At 70.1% G+C, this 19,152-nt stretch carries 20 protein-coding genes; 8 read left to right on the top strand and 12 right to left on the bottom strand.

Annotated features, from left to right (window positions below; translation table 11 throughout):
* Positions 1–972: a carbohydrate ABC transporter permease gene (locus tag WFM69_RS00625; RefSeq protein ID WP_337000626.1), complete on the bottom strand. Its 972-nt coding sequence runs from the start codon at positions 970–972 to the stop codon at positions 1–3.
* A gap of 29 nt (positions 973–1,001) precedes the next feature.
* Positions 1,002–2,243, bottom strand: coding sequence for an extracellular solute-binding protein (locus WFM69_RS00620; RefSeq protein ID WP_337000624.1), 1,242 nt, complete (start codon positions 2,241–2,243; stop codon positions 1,002–1,004).
* 326 nt (positions 2,244–2,569) lie between these two features.
* Between WFM69_RS00620 and WFM69_RS00615 the strand changes: the two genes are divergently transcribed.
* The 5 genes from WFM69_RS00615 to WFM69_RS00595 are packed head-to-tail and all read left to right on the top strand — an operon-like array spanning position 2,570 to position 7,051.
* Complete coding sequence (locus WFM69_RS00615; protein ID WP_337000622.1) at positions 2,570–3,466, top strand: SIS domain-containing protein; 897 nt, start codon at positions 2,570–2,572, stop codon at positions 3,464–3,466.
* 24 nt (positions 3,467–3,490) lie between these two features.
* Entirely contained in the window at positions 3,491–4,483 is a 993-nt protein-coding gene (locus WFM69_RS00610) for an ROK family protein (RefSeq protein WP_337000620.1), read from the top strand.
* A complete protein-coding gene (locus tag WFM69_RS00605) occupies positions 4,480–5,424 on the top strand; it encodes a 1-phosphofructokinase family hexose kinase (RefSeq protein WP_337000618.1) in 945 nt (314 codons plus the stop codon). Before WFM69_RS00610 ends, WFM69_RS00605 begins: the two co-directional genes overlap by 4 nt.
* A complete protein-coding gene (locus tag WFM69_RS00600; protein WP_337000616.1) occupies positions 5,421–6,278 on the top strand; it encodes a class II fructose-bisphosphate aldolase in 858 nt (285 codons plus the stop codon). The genes WFM69_RS00605 and WFM69_RS00600 overlap by 4 nt, the downstream gene beginning before the upstream one ends.
* Positions 6,275–7,051 carry a DeoR/GlpR family DNA-binding transcription regulator gene (locus WFM69_RS00595; RefSeq protein WP_337000614.1) on the top strand — a complete coding sequence of 259 codons (777 nt, stop codon included), beginning with the start codon at positions 6,275–6,277 and terminating at the stop codon, positions 7,049–7,051. Before WFM69_RS00600 ends, WFM69_RS00595 begins: the two co-directional genes overlap by 4 nt.
* A 248-nt stretch (positions 7,052–7,299) precedes the next feature.
* Here the strand turns inward: WFM69_RS00595 and WFM69_RS00590 are convergent, their stop codons facing one another.
* Positions 7,300–7,563, bottom strand: a complete 264-nt coding sequence (locus WFM69_RS00590; protein WP_337000612.1) for a ribbon-helix-helix protein, CopG family — start codon at positions 7,561–7,563, stop codon at positions 7,300–7,302.
* 53 nt (positions 7,564–7,616) lie between these two features.
* On the opposite strand from WFM69_RS00590, the gene WFM69_RS00585 reads away from it, so the two are divergent.
* Entirely contained in the window at positions 7,617–8,402 is a 786-nt protein-coding gene (locus WFM69_RS00585; protein ID WP_337000610.1) for a nucleotidyltransferase domain-containing protein, read from the top strand.
* Positions 8,403–8,651: 249 nt separating this feature from the next.
* Here WFM69_RS00585 and WFM69_RS00580 read toward each other — a convergent pair whose 3' ends face one another.
* The 4 genes from WFM69_RS00580 to WFM69_RS00565 form a co-directional block, all read right to left on the bottom strand.
* Entirely contained in the window at positions 8,652–11,102 is a 2,451-nt protein-coding gene (locus WFM69_RS00580) for a CHAT domain-containing protein (RefSeq protein ID WP_337000608.1), read from the bottom strand.
* 342 nt (positions 11,103–11,444) lie between these two features.
* Complete coding sequence (locus WFM69_RS00575) at positions 11,445–13,013, bottom strand: S8 family peptidase (protein ID WP_337000606.1); 1,569 nt, start codon at positions 13,011–13,013, stop codon at positions 11,445–11,447.
* A gap of 56 nt (positions 13,014–13,069) precedes the next feature.
* Entirely contained in the window at positions 13,070–13,525 is a 456-nt protein-coding gene (locus tag WFM69_RS00570) for a hypothetical protein (protein ID WP_337000604.1), read from the bottom strand.
* A complete protein-coding gene (locus WFM69_RS00565; RefSeq protein ID WP_337000602.1) occupies positions 13,522–14,148 on the bottom strand; it encodes an RNA polymerase sigma factor in 627 nt (208 codons plus the stop codon). Before WFM69_RS00565 ends, WFM69_RS00570 begins: the two co-directional genes overlap by 4 nt.
* Positions 14,149–14,330: 182 nt before the next feature.
* On the opposite strand from WFM69_RS00565, the gene WFM69_RS00560 reads away from it, so the two are divergent.
* Positions 14,331–14,549, top strand: coding sequence for an SCO4848 family membrane protein (locus tag WFM69_RS00560; RefSeq protein WP_337000600.1), 219 nt, complete (start codon positions 14,331–14,333; stop codon positions 14,547–14,549).
* Between the two features lie 15 nt (positions 14,550–14,564).
* Here WFM69_RS00560 and WFM69_RS00555 read toward each other — a convergent pair whose 3' ends face one another.
* The gene (locus WFM69_RS00555) at positions 14,565–15,860 is read right to left on the bottom strand and encodes an MFS transporter (protein WP_337000598.1); all 1,296 of its coding nucleotides are present in this window, start codon (positions 15,858–15,860) and stop codon (positions 14,565–14,567) included.
* Positions 15,861–15,932: 72 nt separating this feature from the next.
* Here WFM69_RS00555 and WFM69_RS00550 point away from each other — a divergent pair, with 72 nt between their 5' ends.
* Positions 15,933–16,523 carry an ArsR/SmtB family transcription factor gene (locus WFM69_RS00550; RefSeq protein ID WP_337000596.1) on the top strand — a complete coding sequence of 197 codons (591 nt, stop codon included), beginning with the start codon at positions 15,933–15,935 and terminating at the stop codon, positions 16,521–16,523.
* Positions 16,524–16,575: 52 nt separating this feature from the next.
* Here WFM69_RS00550 and WFM69_RS00545 read toward each other — a convergent pair whose 3' ends face one another.
* The 4 genes from WFM69_RS00545 to WFM69_RS00530 form a co-directional block, all read right to left on the bottom strand.
* Positions 16,576–17,262, bottom strand: coding sequence for a hypothetical protein (locus WFM69_RS00545; RefSeq protein WP_337000594.1), 687 nt, complete (start codon positions 17,260–17,262; stop codon positions 16,576–16,578).
* A complete protein-coding gene (locus WFM69_RS00540; RefSeq protein WP_337000592.1) occupies positions 17,262–18,179 on the bottom strand; it encodes an ABC transporter ATP-binding protein in 918 nt (305 codons plus the stop codon). The genes WFM69_RS00545 and WFM69_RS00540 overlap by 1 nt, the downstream gene beginning before the upstream one ends.
* A complete protein-coding gene (locus tag WFM69_RS00535; RefSeq protein WP_337000590.1) occupies positions 18,176–18,565 on the bottom strand; it encodes a GntR family transcriptional regulator in 390 nt (129 codons plus the stop codon). Before WFM69_RS00535 ends, WFM69_RS00540 begins: the two co-directional genes overlap by 4 nt.
* A gap of 94 nt (positions 18,566–18,659) precedes the next feature.
* The gene (locus WFM69_RS00530) at positions 18,660–19,145 is read right to left on the bottom strand and encodes a GbsR/MarR family transcriptional regulator (RefSeq protein ID WP_337000588.1); all 486 of its coding nucleotides are present in this window, start codon (positions 19,143–19,145) and stop codon (positions 18,660–18,662) included.
* Positions 19,146–19,152 lie beyond the last annotated feature (7 nt).

Below are 19,152 nucleotides of genomic sequence, written 5' to 3'. Positions count from 1 at the left end.
TCAGACCTCCTTCATGGGCTTGACGATCTTCACGTACGCCGCGACGATCAGGATCACGATGAGGAACGCGACCACCGAGAGCGCGCTCGCGACGTCCACCTTCTTCTGCAGCTCGATGTACTTGAAGATCATCGTCATGATCGTGTCGGCGCCGTAGCCGGGGATCGAGCCGGTCATCACCTTCAGGATCGGCAGCGAGTTGAACACGTTGATGATGTTGATGAGGATCGCCACGGCGAGAGCGCTGCGAAGCTGCGGCAGCACGATCGCCCAGTAGGTGCGGACGGGACCGGCGCCGTCCATCTTGGCCGCTTCGATCGCATCGGCCGGCACCGACTGGAGCCCCGCGAGGATCGTGTACGTGGTGAACGGCAGCGACACGAAGATCGCGATCACGATCGACCAGGTGAAGGCGGTCGCGGGGTTCTTGGTCCAGCCGTAGCCGACCGCGTCGTCGGAGAGCCCGATGTCGTAGAGGAACTTGTTGAAGATGCCGAAGTACGGCTCGAGGCTGTAGTAGAACACCATCGTCGTCATGACGACCGAGGCCGCCCACGGGATGATCACGGCCATGCGCACGAGCTGCCGTCCGGGGAAGGCCTTGTTCAGGATCTGCGCCAGCCCGAGCGAGATCACGACGGTGAGCGTCACGACGGAGACGACCCACACGATCGTGCGGAAGAAGATCGGCCAGAACTCGGCGAACGTGAAGACGGTGACGAAGTTGTCGAAGCCGACCGAGCCTTTGTCGAGGCCCGACAGCGAGATGTCGCGCGTCGAGTTGAAGAACATGACGCCGGCGGGGAACAGCACGACGCCGAAGATCAGCACCAGCGCCGGGGCGATCCAGGGCAGCGCCTGGAGGAGATCCTTTCCGCCCGGTTTGCCGCGTGTGGCATCCGGGGTCTTCCGGGAGCGGGGGCGGCCGGTGGCCGCCCCCGCGAGGTTCGAGGACTCTGTCGTCTGGCTCATGGGGTACCCGAACCTCTCCTTCAGCGGGCTCAGCCCGCGTCGACCTGCGCCTGGATCTGCTTCAGCACGTCAGCCGCCGGCTGCGTCTGGATCTGACCGAACAGCGACTTGAACGCGCCGTCGGCAGCAGACCACTTCGGGTTCGTCGACGGGTAGAACTGGGCGTCGGGCAGCACGTCGAGGAAGGGCTTCAGGGCCTCTTCGCCGTTGAGCTGCTCGGCGCCGGACTTGGTGACGGGCAGGAAGCCCTCGGCCTGCACCCACGGCACGTACACGTCGGCCGAGTAGAAGTAGTCGAAGAACTTCTTGATCGACTCCTTCTTGTCGTCGTCGTTCTGGAACGCCATCAGCTGGTCCATGACGCCGAGGGTGAACGGCGAGCCGTCCTTGGTCGGGATCGGGACGATGGAGTAGTCCAGGTCGGGGTTGTTCTCCTTGATCTGGCCGACCGTCGGCGGGAGGCCGACCTGCATGCCGATCTTGCCCTGGATGAAGATGTCCATCAGGGGCGAGCGCTGGGTCGAGCCCGGGTCGGCCTGCGTCGCGCCGGCGTCGATCATCTTCTTGATCTGCTCGGCACCGACGAGGTTCTCCGGGGTGTCGATCGTGATCTCGGAGGCGTCGCCGAACGATCCGCCGCCGCCCCACAGCCACACGGCCGCTTCGGCCTGCGCCTCTTCGGATCCGAGCGGCATGCCGTAGCCGGCCACGCCGCCGCCGAGGGCGGAGACCTTGGTCGCGGCGTCCAGCAGCTCGTCCCAGTTGGTGGGTGCCTCGACGCCGGCCTGCTTCAGCAGGTCGTTGTTGACGAACAGTGCGCGTGCGGAGGCGATCATCGGCAGGGCGTAGGCGGTGCCGTCGACCTCGGCGTTCTTGAGGAACGACTCCTGGAAGTCGGAGTAGGTGTCGCTGGAGACGACGTCCTTGGTCGGGTAGAGCAGGTCATCGCCGACGAAACCGGCGAAGGGACCGCCGTTGTAGATGTCGGGTGCCTCGCCCGCCTGGATCTTGGTGGAGACGACCTTCTCGAGGTTGTCCCAGGACTGCACCTCGAGCTTGACCTTGATGTCGGGGTTGGCCTTCTCGAACCCGTCGATCACCGTCTCCCAGTTGGCCTTGGTGCCGTCGGAGTAGCTGGGGACGAGCAGGTCGAGCGTGTTCGCCGCATCCCCGCCGCTGTCTCCGGATGATCCGCCGAACCCGCACGAAGCGAGCGAGAGCGTGGCGACGGCCGCAATGGCGGCGGCGCCGAACCGCAGTGACTTCTTCATGTGTATTGCATTCCTCACTGTGATGTCCGATCCCTGGTCGGCGGGGCCGATTCGGGAGAGGGTGTGGTGCACAGTCGCAAGCACATCACGCGACGGTGCGTGGTTGATCGCTTCGCCCGGAGGCAGCCGCGATCGTTCAAGCCGGGGCTCGGGGGTCTCGACGGCGGCCGGGGTCGGAGTCGAGGGGGTGGAACTTGTCCGATTATTTGTCAGGCGAACAAACAAATCAAGGATTAGGTATCCAAGCTTTGAATTGACGCCATACTATGATCGAATCTAGTGCGAAACAATCACAACTCTGCAACTTACGCCAGAAAGGCACCTCGATGACGGAATCGCTGCCCGGCGCACACATGCGCGAAGAGCTCAACTCCCAGCCCCGGATGTGGGCCACGGCCGCCGATCTGACGGTCGAGCAGGGCCTGCTTCCGGCCTCCGGTGCCCGCGTCGCGGTGGTCGGCTGCGGCACCTCGTGGTTCATGGCGCAGTCATACGCGGCCCTGCGCGAGACGGCGGGTCACGGCGAGACCGACGCGTTCGCGGCATCCGAGGCGTTCATCGACCGCGACTATGACGCCATCGTCGCCCTCACCCGCTCCGGCACGACGACCGAGGTGCTCGAGCTCGTCGACCGCGTCAAGGGGCGCATCCCGACCGTGGGTGTGATCGGCGACCCGGACTCTCCGCTCGTATCGCTCGTCGACGACGCCGTGCTGCTGCCCTTCGCCGACGAGGAGTCCGTCGTGCAGACGCGGTTCGCGACCACCGCGCTCGCGCTGTTCCGCGCCTCGCTCGGTGAAGACCTCAGCGGAGCGATCGCCGACGCCGAGGCCGTCCTCGCCGAACCGGTCGACGACGAGCTGCGCGACGCCGACCAGTACACGTTCCTCGGGCGAGGCTGGACCGTCGGCCTCGCGCACGAGGCGGCCCTGAAGCTGCGCGAATCCTCGCAGTCGTGGACCGAGGCGTACCCGTCGATGGACTACCGCCACGGTCCGATCGCGATCGCCGCTCCCGGGCGGGTGACGTGGCAGTTCGGAAACGCGCCGGAGGGACTCGCCGCACAGGTGCAGGCCGCGGGCGCACGGTTCGAACAGCGCGCGATCGACCCGCTCGCCGACCTGGTTCGCCTGCACCGCACGGCCCTCGACCGTGCTGTGGCGAGGGGCCTCGACCCCGACCAGCCGCGCAACCTGACGCGATCCGTCATCCTGGATGCATGACCCGAACCGCCACCGGAGCCGACCATGACCCGAGCTGACGGGACGGACGCCGTTCCCGACGTCGAACGCGACGCCGCAGGCGAGAGGCTCGCCGCCGTGCGCACACTCGGCGCCGGTGCTCCCGTGCTGGCGTTCGACGTCGGCGGCACCGACATCAAATCGGCGCTGTTCGACGCCGACGGCACCGCCCTCGGTCTGCGCCGCACACCCACGCCGGTCGCGCAGGGCGACCGCACGTCGGTGCTCCTCGATCGGCTCGCGGTGCTCGCGGACGAGCTCCGCGCCGGGCACCCCGACGTCGTGCCGCAGGCCGTGGGCCTCGTGGTGCCGGGAATCGTCGACGCGGATGCCGGACTCGGTGTCTTCGCGAGCAACCTCGGCTGGCACGACTCGCCGCTGCGCGACCTCGCTTCCGCCCGGCTCGGCCTCCCTGTCGCGTTCGATCACGATGTGCGTGCCGCGAGCTGGGCCGAACGTCTCCTCGGTGGTGCCCGCGACTACGCCGATGCGGTGGTGCTCGTGATCGGCACGGGCATCGCGGGGGCTCTGCTGGTCGGCGGGGTGCCGTACACCGCGGGCGGCTACGCGGGCGAGATCGGGCACTCCCCGATCGCCGACGGACCGATCTGCGCGTGCGGTGCGCGCGGCTGCCTGGAGGCGGTCGCGTCGGCCGGGGCGATCGCCCGGCGCTACCAGGAGGCGACCGGCATCGCGCCGGAGGGCGCCAAGGACGTGATCGCCCGCGCCGCCGCCGGCGACGAGGTCGCCGCAGAGATCTGGAACTCGGCACTCGACGCGCTCACGATGTCGCTCGCCCAGCTCACGGCCGTCGTGGCCCCGGAGGCCGTGGTGATCGGCGGCGGCCTGTCCCGCGCGGGCGGTGCGCTGTTCGACGAGCTGCGCACGCGCCTCGCCGACCGGCTCAGCTTCCACCGCCTCCCCGTGCTCGTCCCCGCCGAGCTCTCCGGCAACGCGGGGCTGCTCGGCGCGGCCCTGCGCGCGCGGGAGCTCGCATGATCCTCACCGTCACCCCGAACCCTGCCCTCGACCTCACCTGGCGCGTCGACCGTCTCGTCGAGGGCGGCACGCACAGGGCGGATGCCGGAGCCGCGCGCGCCGGCGGCAAGGGTCTCAACGTCGCCCGCGTCGCGCACGCCGAGGGTGCCGACGTGCTCGCCATCACCACGAGCGGAGGCCCGGTCGGCACCGAGTTCGCGGCGGAGCTGGCCGCCAGCGGTGTGCCGCACGTCCTCGTGCCGGTCGCCGCAGACACCCGGCGCAGCATCGCCGTGGTCGACGAGGCCCGCGGTGACACCACGATCATCAACGAGCGCGGCGCCAATCCCACCGACGTCGAGTGGGCGGCACTGCTCGCCGAGGTCGTCGAACGGCTGCCGAGCGCCCGAGTGCTGGTGGTGTCCGGCAGCCTCCCGCCCGCGGCGCCGGAGTCGCTGCTCCCCATGCTGATCGCGGTCGGGAAGGATGCCGGCGTGCCGGTGATCGTCGACACCTCCGGCCCCGCGCTGCTGCGGGCCGCGGATGCCGGCGCCACCGTGCTCAAGCCGAACGCCGCCGAACTGGTGGAGGCCACCGGCATCGCCGACCCGATCGACGGCGCCCGCTCCCTCCTCGCGCGCGGCGCCGAACTGGTGCTGCTCTCCCTCGGCGCCGACGGGATGCTCGCCGTCACGGCATCCGACCTCGTGCAGGCGCGCCTCGACGAACCACTCGCCGGCAACCCCACCGGTGCCGGTGATGCGGGTGTCGCCGCGTGCGCCGTGCTCTACGCCGACGGGGTGCGCGACCCCGAGCAGATCCTCCGTCGGGCCACCGCCTGGTCCGCGGCCGCGGTGCTCGCCCCGCTCGCCGGCGACATCTCCCCGCGCTGGACCGCGATCGAGCAGCAGCTCCGCATCGCGCATCCCGACCCCGCATCGTTCCGGAAGGACCCTTCGTGACCCTCGTCTCCGCTCGCGACCTCGTCTCCGCGGCATCCGCCGCCGGCACAGGCGTCGGCGCGTTCAACGTGATCCACCTCGAGACCGCGGAAGGGCTGGTGCGTGCGGCCGCGCTCGCGCAGCTGCCCGTGATCCTGCAGATCTCGCAGAACTGCGCCGACTACCACGGCGGACTCGAACCGATCGCCCTGGCCACGCTCGCCCTGGCACGGCGGGCACAGACGCCGATCGCGGTGCACCTCGACCACGCCGAGCGGCCCGAGCTGGTCGACGAGGCCATCGCGCTCGGCTTCGGCTCGGTCATGTTCGACGGCGGCGCGCTGCCCTACGACGACAACGTGGCGCTCACCGCGGCGGTCGTCTCCCGTGCCCATGCGGCCGGCGTCTTCGTCGAGGGCGAGCTCGGCGAGGTCGGCGGCAAGGACGGCGCCCACGCCCCTGGTGTACGCACCGATCCCGACGAGGCGCGGGCATTCGTGAACGCCACCGGCGTCGACGCCCTCGCCGTCGCGGTCGGGTCCTCGCACGCGATGACGGACCGCACGGCCTCGCTCGACCTCGACCTGATCGCCCGCCTGCACGAGGCTCTGCCGGTGCCGCTCGTGCTGCACGGATCGTCCGGTGTCGCGGATGCCGTGATCGCCGACGCCGTGCGGGCGGGCATGACGAAGATCAACGTGTCCACGCACCTCAACGGGTTCTTCACGCGGGCGGTGCGCGAGAAGCTCTCGGCCGACGAGCGGCTGGTCGACTCGCGAAAGTACCTCGCGCCGGCGCGCGATGCGCTCGCGGACGAGGCGGCGCGCATGCTGCGGCTGTTCGCGCTGCAGTCCGACCCGGCGGTGCTCTCATGAAGCGGGCGGCGCGGCTGAACGCGATCCTCGACCTGCTGGCCGCGAACGGCGAGGTCACGGTCGAGGAGCTGGTCGAGCGGTTCGAGGCCTCCTCCGCGACCACGCGCCGCGACCTCGACACGCTCGCCGAGCAGCGGCTGCTCACCCGTACGCACGGCGGAGCGGTGGCGCAGACCGTCGCCTATGAGCTGCCGATCCGCTACAAGAGCCACCTGCGCACGCACGAGAAGGCCAGCATCGCGCAGACCGCGGCGGGGCTCGTCGCGCCGGGCATGGTGGTCGGGCTGTCCGGAGGAACCACGACGACGGCGATCGCCGCGGCCCTCGCCGCCCGTGACGACCTCTCCGACAACGGCGGCATCACGGTCGTCACGAATGCTGTGAACATCGCGGCACAGCTCGCCACGAGGCCCGACATCAAGGTCGTCGTGACCGGCGGCGTCATCCACTCGCGCAGCTACGAGCTCGTCGGCCCGTTCGTCGAACAGCTGCTGCGCGGGGTGCGGCTCGACATCGCCTTCATCGGCGTGAACGGGATGGATGCCGTCGCCGGGGCGACCACGCAGGACGAGCGGGAGGCCGCGGTGAACCGGATGATGGCCGAACGCGCACGCCGCGCGGTCGTCGTGACCGACGGCAGCAAGCTCGGCGTCGAAGCGTTCTCGACCGTCGGCGGCGTCGAGCTCTTCCCGACCGTGATCACCGACGCCGGGGCCGACGCCGAGGTGCTCGCCGCACTCCGTGCCGCCGGCTACGCCGTGCTCGCCGCCTGACGGATGTCGGCGACTACGAGAGCAGGCGGACGTACTGCGGGCGGGCTCGCATCGCATGGATCAGCTCTTCGGTCCCGTCATCCCAGACCAACACGATGAGTTCCAGGAGGCGGCGGTGGGTGTCGAATCCGAGGCGCAACTGTCGACCGGGATTATCGTCGTCGAGTGAGACGGTCAGTGCTGGCCAGGTCGCCGCATTGACGATGTCGTCCTCGTGGAACCGTGCTTGAGTGCGGAAGGACGAATGATCACGCGGCGTGCGACCAGGCCGCCAGGGCTGCGCGGATTGCTTCCGAGCGGTTGAGGTGCTCGCGTTCCGCCCGAACCATCACGGCGGCCAGTTCATCTGCAGTGAGGCGCACCGGAACGACCTGCGACGGTTCGCTCGACCGTGCCGGTCTTCCACCGGCACGGCGCCGCAACTCCTCAACGTCGTAGCCTGCTTCGGCCTCCGCCACCCATTCGTCGACCTGGGCTTCGGAGATCTCCTGCCCCTGCATCTTCCTGGTCATGCCGCAATCGTATTACGAAACTTCGGCCGCGGGAAGGCCGGTATCGTCGAGCAATGCGCGCGATTCCGTCTTCCCTCGACCCGCAGGTGGTCTCCGAGATCGACCGGCGACTCGCCGCGGTGTCAACCGATCAGGGCGTCCGCATCCCGTGGGCGATCGAAAGCGGAAGCCGCGCCTGGGGGTTCCCGTCCCCCGACAGCGATTACGACTGCCGCTTCATCTTCGTGCGAGAGCGACAGGACTACCTCTCCCTGTGGCCCGCTCGCGACGTGATCGAGACACCCCTCGACGAGGTGTTCGACGTGAACGGGTGGGACCTGGCGAAGACGGTGAAACTGCTGGTCCGCGGCAACGCGACGCCGGTGGAGTGGCTGCGCTCACCCATCGTCTACACGGGAGAGAGCGCCTTCCGTCAGGGGCTGCTGGAGCTCGCATCCGAGATCGTCGAGCGCGGCGCGATCGCGCGGCATTACCTCCACGTCGGACGCCAGCAGTCGACCGGCGCGGCCACGCTCAAGCGCTTCTTCTATGCGCTGCGACCCGCCGCGGCGCTGCGGTGGCTCGCCGATCATCCCGATGAAGCCGTGCCGCCCATGGACCTGCCCACCCTGCTCGCCGAGAGCTCGGTGTCGCGGGCGGTGACGGATGCCGCGACCGAACTGATCGCGGCGAAGGCGGAGACCCGGGAGCTCGGCACCGGCACCCCGCCCGCCATCCTCACGCGATTCGTCGCGGACGAGTTCGAGGCGGCGGAGCACTTCGAGACCTTCGCCCCCGAGCGGGATCCCGCGGCCGTCCGTGACCTCGCGGACCAGTACTTCCGCAGCCAGTTCGGCTGAGGCCCCGCGGACACCCCAAGGGCCCCGACGTCCCCAGAACGTCGAGGCCCTCTGAGAGTGATGCGGCTGCGTGCCGCGACGCCCTCGAGCAGATGGTGTCCGTGTCGTGCTCGCGCTCCCCAGTGCGCGTGATTCCCCAGATCCGACTGCGCCTCCCTCGCGCCTCTCCCTTCGAGGCCCTTCGCCTGACACCTTCCGAAGAACAGGAGCGGGCGGTATCCGTTCTGATACACCGAATGGAGAAAAAGTTCAGAATCCGTCGCCGTGGCATTGGAACGGCGCGCCGAGGCCGGTCTCGACGGCGGCCTTCGCGAGCGCGACGGCGGGCGCAGCACCCTCGGCGAGTCCGGTGTGCACGGCGCTCAGCAGCTCGCCGGCGACATCATCGGGAACCGCGACGGGAGCCGCGATCACGCAGTCCGCCCCGGCGTGCAGCCAGACGCGGGTCATCCCCAGCGCTTCCTCGCCCCAGCGCACCGACGAGCGTCCCAGCTCGCAGGCCGAGAGGATGACGGTCGCCGGGACACGGGGGATCAGGTCGACGTCGTAGCCGAACAGGATGCCGTCGTCGAGCTCGAATCCGGAGAACAGCGGGTTGTCCACCGCATGCCTGCCGTGCGCGGCGATGTGCAGCACATCGGTCGTCGCCGCGAGCTCGGTGACCGCCGCCACCGTCGCCTGCGCGCCCTCGAGAGTCCGCGGTGTCAGGCCCGAACGCTGCCAGGCCGCCGCCGCGCGCTCCACCTCTTCCCCGGCACGGGCGACGCGCGGGCCTGCCGCGAAGCCGACCGTCGCCGCACGAGCGGCGGGGCGGGGTGGCGCAGCCAGCAGACGGGATACCGAGGTCGCGACCGTGAACGGCACCCCGGCCATGCCCGGCAGCATCGCCCACGGCACCCCGGCGAGGGCGCCAGGCACGGTGATCGCCAGTCGCTCCGCGTGGGGAGCGACTCGGCGCAGGGGCTCCAGCAGCTCCGCGTCGAGGAGGGCGAGCCGCGCGAGGAGCGCGCGTTCCGTGACGGCGCCCATCAGCCCGCCGCGGGTCAGGGCGGCCATGTCGAGGTCGGCACGGAGGCCGTCGAGTGCGCCCTGCGCGCGCGGCCACGACAGGTCGACGACCGTGGCCCCCGTCGCGCTCACGACGATGCCGTGCAGGGCGGAGCCGGTGAACACATAGGACAGGACCGTGGTTCCGGCGTCGAGCAGGGCGGTCGCCTCGGCGAGCCCGAGCCGCTCGCGAGTGCCACCGGAGCCCGTCGACGCCCACTGCCGCTCACGCACCCGATCGCGCAGGGCACGCACCCGGGCGTCGGTCGTCCAGTCGGCGCCCGCGAGTTCGGCGCGCAGCATCCGCAGCTCGGCCAGATCCACGGCCAACGACTCATCGTGCGGAGGCCGCACCGGGGCGACCTGCTGGCTGAGATGCCGCGCCCGCTCGGACCACTCGAACAGCGTCGCGGGGTCGCGCAGCCGGGCCGCCGCCGAGAGCCCGGCGAACATCAGGTCGTTGCCGTGCATCGCGACCGAGGCCTGCAGGTCGAGCGCGCCGAACGACTGCTGCCAGGTGGTGAGCAGGTCGAGGCCGTCGGCGGCGGCGCGAAGGGCGTCGCGGTCGCGTCCGGCATCCGCTGCTCGTGCTGCCCGCACCTCGTGCGCACGCAGGCGGAGGGGCGTCGGCGCGGTGTCGTCGAGTCTCGGCAATCGCCCGCGTCCGTCGCGCCGGGCACTCAGGCGCAGCCCCGTCGCCTCGGTGCGGAAACCGGCACGATCGAGCGCCTTCGCCGTGCGGTCGAACGCCGACGCGTCGATCGGGCGGTGCGGGCGGGCACGTTGCCGAGCCTCCAACCGCACGGCATCCGCACGTGCGGCCCACCCGTCGTTCGCGAGTGCGGCGAAGCGCCGGGCGGCCGTGCTGGCGGCCCGCTCGGCGGCGGCCGGATCATGCCGCAGCAGCGAACGGGCGAGATGGAACTCCGCCTCGCCGCGCGCCTGCCGCATCCGCTGGGCACCGAACTGCACCGCGACCTGTCCGAGCAGGGCCTCGGCCTCGGTCGTGAGCCCGGCGTCGCGAAGCACCTCGGCGCGGTCGAGGTCGCTGATCGCCGCCGCCAGGTCGCTGATGGCCGCGAGTCTCGGTCGGGACTGGGTCATCTGCGTCAACGCCGTGACGAGGTCGCCGCCGAGCAGTGCTGCGTAGCCGAGGTTGTGCCGCGCCTCGGCGAGCGGCTCCTCATCGTCGTTCGCCTCGTACACGGCGGCCGCGCGCCGCAGGTCTTCGATGCAGGTGTCGAGCTCGCGCTGCTGCATCCGCACGACGGAACGGTTCATCAGGCAGTTCGCGAGCTCGGTGGACTCCTCGCCGATCGCGGTGAGCGTGTCGATCGCACGGGTGAGCGCGGTCTCGGCCTCATCCAGCCGTCCGCCGTGCATCAGCAGAGTGCCGAGCTGGCCGCTGAGCAGCGCGACCGTCTCGGCGCGCAGACCGCTCCGGCCGAGCGCGTGACGGCACAGCTCTTCGGCGGATGCCGGCTCCCCGGTCTGGGCCAGGACGTAGGCGGTCGTGCCGTCGATGCGCGCCCGCAGGTCGGGGTCGTCGGTGCGGGCGGAGGCGGAGTCGAGCGCACGGCGGGCCTGCGTGAACCGTCGCGCGTTCGCGGCTTCGACGCCGCGCCGGTGCAGCTCGATCGCGGACAGGGGCATCCCTCCAGGATGCCGTGCGGCGGCGCTCCACGGAAGAGCGCGGGACGCAGGTGTCGTGCGGATGTCGGGAGTCCGCACCGGGGTGTTGTCCGGATGTCGGGCGATTGCACGGGGGTGTCGTGCGGATGTCGGGAGGTTGCGCGGGTGTCGGGGGACACGCCGTGGATCCGTCCGACACCCGTGCATCCGTCCGACAGGTGTCCCGACCCGGGCGACGGGGTTCCGACAGGTGCCCCGGCCGGGACGGCGGGATCCCGACAAGTGCCCCAGCCCGGGGGACGGGGGACGTGCTCCCAGGACGGGCCGCCCGCATCGGTACGGGCGGTCCGTCCCGGGGGTCGGTCAGGTCGGGTCGACGGGCGCCGGCAGCGTCTTCAGAACCGCGGCGACCGCCTTCGTCGCCGCGCCGGGACTGACACCGCCGATCGGCACGCTGCCGAGCTGCGCGGCCACGCGTGCGGCCACGTACGGTGCCGCGAACGAGGTGCCGCTCCAGATCGCGAAGCCGCCGCGATAGTCGTCGGGGTCGATCGTCTCGCGGCGCAGGCCGTCGACATCCGCCCTCGTCACCGCCTGCGTGCCGCCGACGAACGCGGGAGAGGTGCTGATCACGGCGGCCCCCGGTGCGTACGCCTGCACCCACGGGCCGATGTTCGAGAACAGTGCGACGGACTGTGCCGACGGGTTCAACGCCCCGACCGACACGAGCGGTGCGTCCTTGTCGGGACGGATGCCGTTGTCGGCACCGGGCCACGGCCACAGCGACGCCGGGAACGAGGGGCGATCGATCGCGTCGTTGCCTGCCGAGCACACCACGACGCAGCCGAGTTCGCGTGCCTTCGCGAGCAGCTGGAACAGTGTCAGGCTGAACAATCCGTCGGTCGGTGTCTCGTGGTAGTAGCTCAGCGACAGGTTGAGCACGTCGATCGGGAAGCCCGTCTTCGGGTTCTCGCGGTGGCGGCTGAGCAGAGTGACGACCTGCGCCACGGTCTCCAGCAGCGTGCTCTCATCGACGACGCCGAGCGCCCCGGCCACCCGGATCGACAGGATGTCCGCGTCCGGGGCGGCTTGCCGGATGAGTCCCGCGATGAACGTGCCGTGCCCGGCGACCGCGTCGATCTCTCCGTCGAGCTGTCCGTACAGGTCGGGGTAGCGCTCCGGATCAGCGTCGTCCGTGAGCCCCACCGGCACGCCGTCCAGGTCGATCTTCCGGGTGACGACATCGGCCGGCAGCCAGGAGTGCTCCCCGCATCCGGTGTCGAGCACCGCGACCACCGGGCGGCGCCCGCGCTTGGGTGCCGGGCCCCGCACAGGTGCCGGGCCGAGCCAGGTCACCGGCTGCCGCGCGCCGCGCCCCGGCTCGAGGTAGTCGTCGCTGCCTCCGGCCCCGCCCGCCCCGCGCACCGGGTTGGTACGCGTGAACGGGTTGGTTCGCGTGAAGGGGTTGGTCCGCGTGAACGGATTGAGCCCGACCGGGTCGATCGACAGCACGTGGTCGAGGCTCGTGCGCGGCATGGTCGACCGCGACATCCGCCGCGCCCGCTGCAGCACGCGCCAGGCATCCGGAGCGACGGGCGATTCGCCGCGGACGGGTTCGTCGGGCGTGCGCAGTCGCGCGCGCAGGAACCCGGGAACACCGGGGACCAGCTCCCCGTTCGCCGCCTCCCGGTCCGGATCCTCGATCTCGAGCTGCCAGCCGAAGGTGTCCGCCGCGTCACGCAGCGTCCGCACCTCCCGGTCATAGGCCTCCTCGTCGCCGAGTGCCCGCGTGATCAGCAGCCGCTCGGGCAGGTACGCCGTGGGGAATGCGCGGATGCCGTCCACGGGCTCCGTGCTCGGATCGAGCGCTGTGCCTCGGCGGATCGATCCTTCCGCGCGGTCCTGCCAGCTCCATCCCTTGGGCTGATCCATGCTCATCCTCTCCCTGCGGGTCGCCCCGCGGCCTCATCGACGGGCGGCGCCCGCGGTCACAGCTCGAACTGCGGGGTCGACAGCGTGCGCGTCTCGCCCCCGATGGTGGTCTCCAGACGCACCCGGGTCAGACCCGGTGGCACGTCGTCGAACACGAAGCGTCCGGTCTCCTCGGGGGAGGTCGACCGGATCTTCTCGCCCTGCGTCAGCACGATCTCGGCGGCGGCCGTGTCGGCCCACCCGTCGACGCGGCGGCGGCCGGAGGCGGTGCTCGTCACGTGCAGCAGGATGCTCGTGGTGCCGTCGCTGAACTGCAGGGTGAGCGCATCCGCCTCGCCCCGCACCGCACCGAGCTGTCCTTCGACGAGGGTGAGCAGTGCGTACTCGCGGTTCAGTCCGTCGGTGGCGACCGCGGCGACCATCCGGTCGATCAGCCCGGCCGGCATCGGGTCGACCTCGCTCCAGAGCGTGCGGAGCCGGGCGAACAGCTGGGCGTCATCGTGCTCGGTCATGCCAGTCCTCCTGCCTGCGCGGTCGGTGGCGCGTCCAGGAGGGCGCGCAGTTTCGTCAGGCAGCGGTTCCGGGTGGGGCCGATGCTGCCGATGGGCATCGCCAGGTCGACGGCGAGCCGGGCGTAGTCGGGGCGGTCCTCGAACGCGATCACGCGAAGCAGCTTCTGGCAGCGCTCGGTCAGTCGTCGGACCGCCATCCAGAGACGGCGGTTCTCGTCGCCGAGCGCCGCGTGCTCCTCCGCCGATGCCTGCTCGGGGAGCAGGAGGTCGAGGTCGTCGACGTCGGTCGTGTCGACCCGGCCGTGGGCCTTCGCGACCTTCCACGCTTCGCGGCGTGCGGTGGTGGTGAGCCATGCCGAGACGGCCCGCGGATCACTGATGGATCCGTGGCCGCGCACCAGCTGCAGCCAGGTGGTCTGCACGACGTCTTCGGCGAGCGTGCGCTCCAACCCGTACGCGCGCACCACGTGCCAGAGCACGGGGGTCATCAGCCGGACCAGTTCGTCCATGGCGCGACTGTCGCCCTCGCGCCATGCGTCGAAGAGGTCCGCGGCACGCTCCCAGCGTGCACGCCCGTCGTCCGAGGCAGGATCGAGAGCAGCGCCGGGTGCACCGTCGATCATGAAGCCCATTGTGATCACACCTACCAGGAGCACGGCAAGAGCTTCCTGATACATGTCCGCGGTCGACTCCGTGGTCGCGAACCTTCGCAGAACGACCCGAACTTCGCAGAGCCTGTCGGGATCCCTGCGAAGTTCCTACTGTTCTGCGAAGTTCGGGTCCGGATGATCGATACCGTTGAGGGGTGATCGTCCTCGCCGTGCTCCTCTTCCTCAACGCCGCCTTCAACGTGCTCGTCTGGCCGCAGTTCTACAAGCGCGTCGCGAACGACCCGCGTGCCCGCGACGAGAACGGCAAGCCCACGAAGTTCCTCACGGTGCACGCCGTGCTGATCGCGATCGCCCTCGTGATCGCGTTGGTATCGGCTCTGGCCGGCATCGCCGCACTCACCGGCGCCCTGTAACCCGCGTCGGAAGGTTCAGGCCGCCTCGTACTGACGGGCGTGCGCGGCCCAGCGCGACTCGACCGGCAGTGCTCGCAGGGCGCGGTTGGTCACAGCCAGCACCACTGCCACGAGGCAGAGCGCGGCGCAGAACAGGATGGTCCACTCCCGCCCGATCCAGGCGAGTCCGAACCCGGCGATGAGCGGTGCGAGCGGCATGGCGCCCATGCCGAGCACGCCGGCGGCGCTGTTGGCGCGACCGAGCAGGTGGGTGGGGGTCGCGACCATGAAGTAGCCCATCATGCTCGCGTTCAGGGCGGGCAGCAGGAGGACGCAGGCCCCGAGCACCGCGCCGATCGACCACGGGTCGGTCACCATCGACAGCGCGATCGCGCCGACCGTTGCGACCGACAGCCCGGCGATCATCAGGATCCCGGCGCGGATGCGCGGGACGAGCAGCGGGGCGAACACGGCGCCGACGAGCATCACGGCTCCGAGCGACGCGCTCAGGGTGCCGATCAGCAACTCGGAGTAGCCGGCCTGCTGCAGGGCGTAGATGACGGTCGTGATCGCGGCGTTGAAGCCCAGGTTGATGATGGTGGTGATGAGCAGCACGCCGCCGAGGTCGGGACGGGACAGCAGCCAGCCGAACCCTTCGCGCAGCTCGGCCCAGGCGTTCGGCTTCGCGGCGTCTTCCGTGGCGTCGTCCTCGGCGGCACCCGTGTCGATCACTCCGGCTCGGCGGGTCTGACGTCCGAGCATCCATGCCGTCACGGCCGCGACCGCATGGCAGACCGTCATCGCGACGCCGACCAGCCAGCCGCCGACGCCGAGCAGGAATCCGCCGAGTGGTCCGCCGGCGAGCTGGAGCGCGGCGTCCCTTCCCTGGTTCGCGGCCTGGGCGCGGCCCATGGCGTCGTCGGGGACGATCTCCTTGATCGCGCTCTCGCCCGCGACGTCGAAGAGGCCGCTCCGTGCGGCGATCAGCACATCGGCGACGAGCAGCGTGCCGAAGGTGAGGGCATCGCCGAGCGCGAGGATCGTGAAGCCGCCGGCGAGCACGATCCCGATCAACGAGCCGAGGAGCATCAGGGCGATGCGGCGGTGGCGGTCGGCGAAGATCCCGCCGGCGAGGGTCATCAGCAGGCGCGCGACCATTCCGGCGCCGCCGATGATGCCGGCCTGTGCGGGGTCGTTCGTGACGATGAGCGCGAGCAGCGGGATCGCGAAGTTGGAGAGGGCTCCGGCGAGGCCCTTGCTGGTGTCGCTCACCAGCCACGTGAGGTAGCGGGTGTTGCGCCACAGGCGATGCGGCTCGGTCACGGTGGTCATGCGTCGAGAATAGATCCGCAAGAACTATTGCGCAAGTGCTTGCGCAATATCCGGTGCGAGTAGGATCGGCTCATGACGGAGGAAGCGAAGACGAGCGCGAACGACGATCCCGTGTGGATGACCTCCGCCATGCTCAAGGCCTACTCCCACCCCCTGCGACGCCAGATCATCCGGCTCATCGCACGCCGTGAGTTCCTCCGCGCAGCCGACATCGCCGCCGAGATCGGCGTTCCCGCCAACAGCGTCAGCTTCCACTTGCGCGCGCTCGCCGAAGCGGGGCTCATCGAGGAGGCGCCGGACAAGGCGCGCGACCGGCGCGATCGTGTGTGGACCGGCCGCAAGGGAGCGCTCAACGTCGGCGGGCCGGAGAGTCCCGTCGCCGACGAGGCGCTCGGCGTCGCCGTGGTCGCGGCACTGGTCGAAGACCATCAGGATCTGGTGCGACGGGTCGTCGCCTGGACCCCCGAGTACGTCGCCGGCCGTACCGCGGAGGTGCACGCCGCGTTCACACAGCGCACGATCCGGCTCACCGAGGCCGAGTTCGACGAGGTGATGGTGAAGATCACCGATGTGCTCTCCGCTGCGGATGACGCCCACGACGGCACCGACCCGGACGGTCGCTACTGGCAGATGGACATCATCGCCGCCGACGACACCATCTGACGCGACGATGCCGGCCGCCCCGAAGGGCGACCGGCATCGCGAGGTGCGGCCGCTACGGAATCGCGCGGCGGAACGCGAGGAACGAGACGCCCGTGAGCACCAGGGTCGCCACGAGCCCCCAGAGTGCGAGCCCGAGCGCACCGAGGTCGACGACTCCCGTCCACACCTGCGCCCACAGCTCGAGCTTCGTCACCAGGAACACGAGTCCGACGAGCAGCAGCGCGAGCGCGATCCACGAGATCGTGAGCACCGTCAGCCCCCAGCTCTTGTAGATCGTGGCGCCCGTGAAGCCGACCACGAAGAAGAACAGCGCGAGGGTGAAGTAGACCACGAAGGCCCCGAGCGGTCCCGCCTCCCACAGCCACGGGAGGTAGAACACCCATCCGTTCACGCCGTACCCGTTCGTGGCCACCTCGATCCCGCCGCCGATGAGGAACAGGATGCCCATCAGCGTGCTGGCGAGCACGGCGGTCAGCATCGTGCCGAGGAAGAACTCCCGACGCGTGACGCTCATCGCCTGCGAGAAGGGGAAGGTGAGTGTCATCGCCGAGATGCCGATGGCGAAGAAGTACCAGAGCGGCGCCTGGCCGCCGCCACCGTACTTGGCGGTGTCGGTCGGGATCATCGCGTAGATGAGCACCGAGATCAGGGTCGCGCCGCCGAGGATGATCAACGGCACCCAGATGAAGGTCTGCCGGTTGATCAGCTGCAGGCGGATCACGTTCAGTGTGCGACGCATCAGCGGACCTCCTCTTTCGTGTCGGCGTCTCTCGTGGCGGAGTCGGCCTCGGCCTTCTGGGTGAGCCGCACGACCAGCTGCTGCAGCGACACGGGCGCGAGGTCGAGGCCGGCCGCCGTCACCTCGGCGCGCTCCGCCGCCGACAGGGCGCCGAGCGCGGTGACCGATGCCACGCGCCCGAGCGTCTCGCGGTGCAGGATCTCGCGGTCGGACGCCCAGGCGTCGACCTTGGCGGCATCGCCCACGACGGTCACGGCACGGTCGCGTACGGCATCCGTGTCCTCGTTCAGGAGGATCGTGCCGTTGTCGATCACGATGACCTTCTCGATGAGGTTCGCGACCTCATCGATGAGGTGCGACGACAGGATGACGGTGCGCGGGTGCTCGGCGTAGTCCTCGACCAGACGGTCGTAGAAGATCTGCCGGGCGACCGCGTCGAGGCCGAGGTAGGGCTCGTCGAAGAACGTGATCTCGGCGCGCGAGGCGAGTCCGATGATCACGCCGACGGCGGAGAGCTGACCGCGCGAGAGCTTCTTGATGGTCTGCTTCATCGGCAACTGGAAGTCGGCGATGAGCTCGTCGGCGAGAGCCTGGTCCCAGTGCGGAAAGAACAGGCTCGCGGCCTTGAAGGCGTGCCGCGGGTAGGCGTCGTCCGGGTACTTCTGGCTCTCCCGGACGAAGCAGATCCGGCCCAGCACGCGGGCGTTCTCATAGGGGTGCTCGCCGAACACCTTCACGGTGCCGGAGGTCTCGAAGTTCTGCGCGGTGAGGATCGACATGAGTGTCGTCTTGCCGGCGCCGTTGCGGCCGAGGAGGCCGTAGATCGCGCCCCCTTCGAGAGAGAGCGACACGTCGTCGAGTGCCCTCTTCTCCTTGTAGCGCTTGGTGAGGTTCTGCACCTCGATGACGGCGGTCATGCGGGGTTCTTCCCTTCTACGTCGGTGGTCAGGGCGGCGCGCTGCCGGAGCAGGGCCGCGAGGTCGTCGGCGTCGAGCCCGAGCGTGCGGGCCTCGGCGAGGAGCGGGTCGATGTAGCGGTCGGCGAAGGCGGAGCGGCGCTCGCCGAGGAGCACCTCTCGGGCGCCGTCCGCGACGAACATGCCGATTCCGCGGCGCTTGTACAGCACTCCCTTGTCGGTGAGCATGGCGACTCCCTTGGCTGCGGTGGCGGGGTTGATCCGGTAGAACGCGGCGAGTTCATTGGTGGAAGGAGCCTGTGCCTCCTCGGCCAACGAGCCGTCGACGATCGAGTCCTCGATCTGCTCGGCGATCTGGAGGAAGAGCGGCTTGCCTTCTTCGATCACGAGTCCTCCGCGTGGTTGGTGGGTTAGTTACCTGACTAAGTAACCACACAACCTGGAGTCGCGCAACCCCCGCCGGCGAAGTTCGTTCGGGCGGTCAGCGGCGCAGGTCGCGCCAGTCCTCGACGATCTGCAGCATGCGGGTGGAGAGGAACCGGAAGAACTCGGCGAGCTCGACCGCACGATCGTGGGCGCCCTGATCCTCGGTGTGCTCGGCGGCGATGTCGTCGATGTACTCCGACAGCCGCGAGTAGACCGGCAGGTTCCCGACGATCGAGCTGTAGAACGGATCGTGCACGAACTCGTAGCGGTCGCGTCGGTCGCCCGGGCGGGAGCGGCGCTGGATGAAGTGCAGCTGCTGCAGGTACCGCACTGCTCCGGACACGGCGGCGGCGGAGACCCCGAGCCGTTCGCCGAGCTGCGCGGCCGTGTACCCACCCTCGGGCGCGGCGACCAGTGCCATCATCACGCGCGCCGGCATGCGGGCCATTCCGGCCGCCGTCATCATCGCCGCGGCCTGTTCGGCGGGCTCGACCCCGCGATGCGCGGCGGGGTCGAGGTCGTCGGTACTGTCGTCGGGCATCGGATCT

It is taken from the genome of Microbacterium sp. LB12 (assembly GCF_037150835.1).
GTDB lineage: Bacteria > Actinomycetota > Actinomycetes > Actinomycetales > Microbacteriaceae > Microbacterium.
This window is presented reverse-complemented; position numbering and strand designations above follow the sequence as displayed.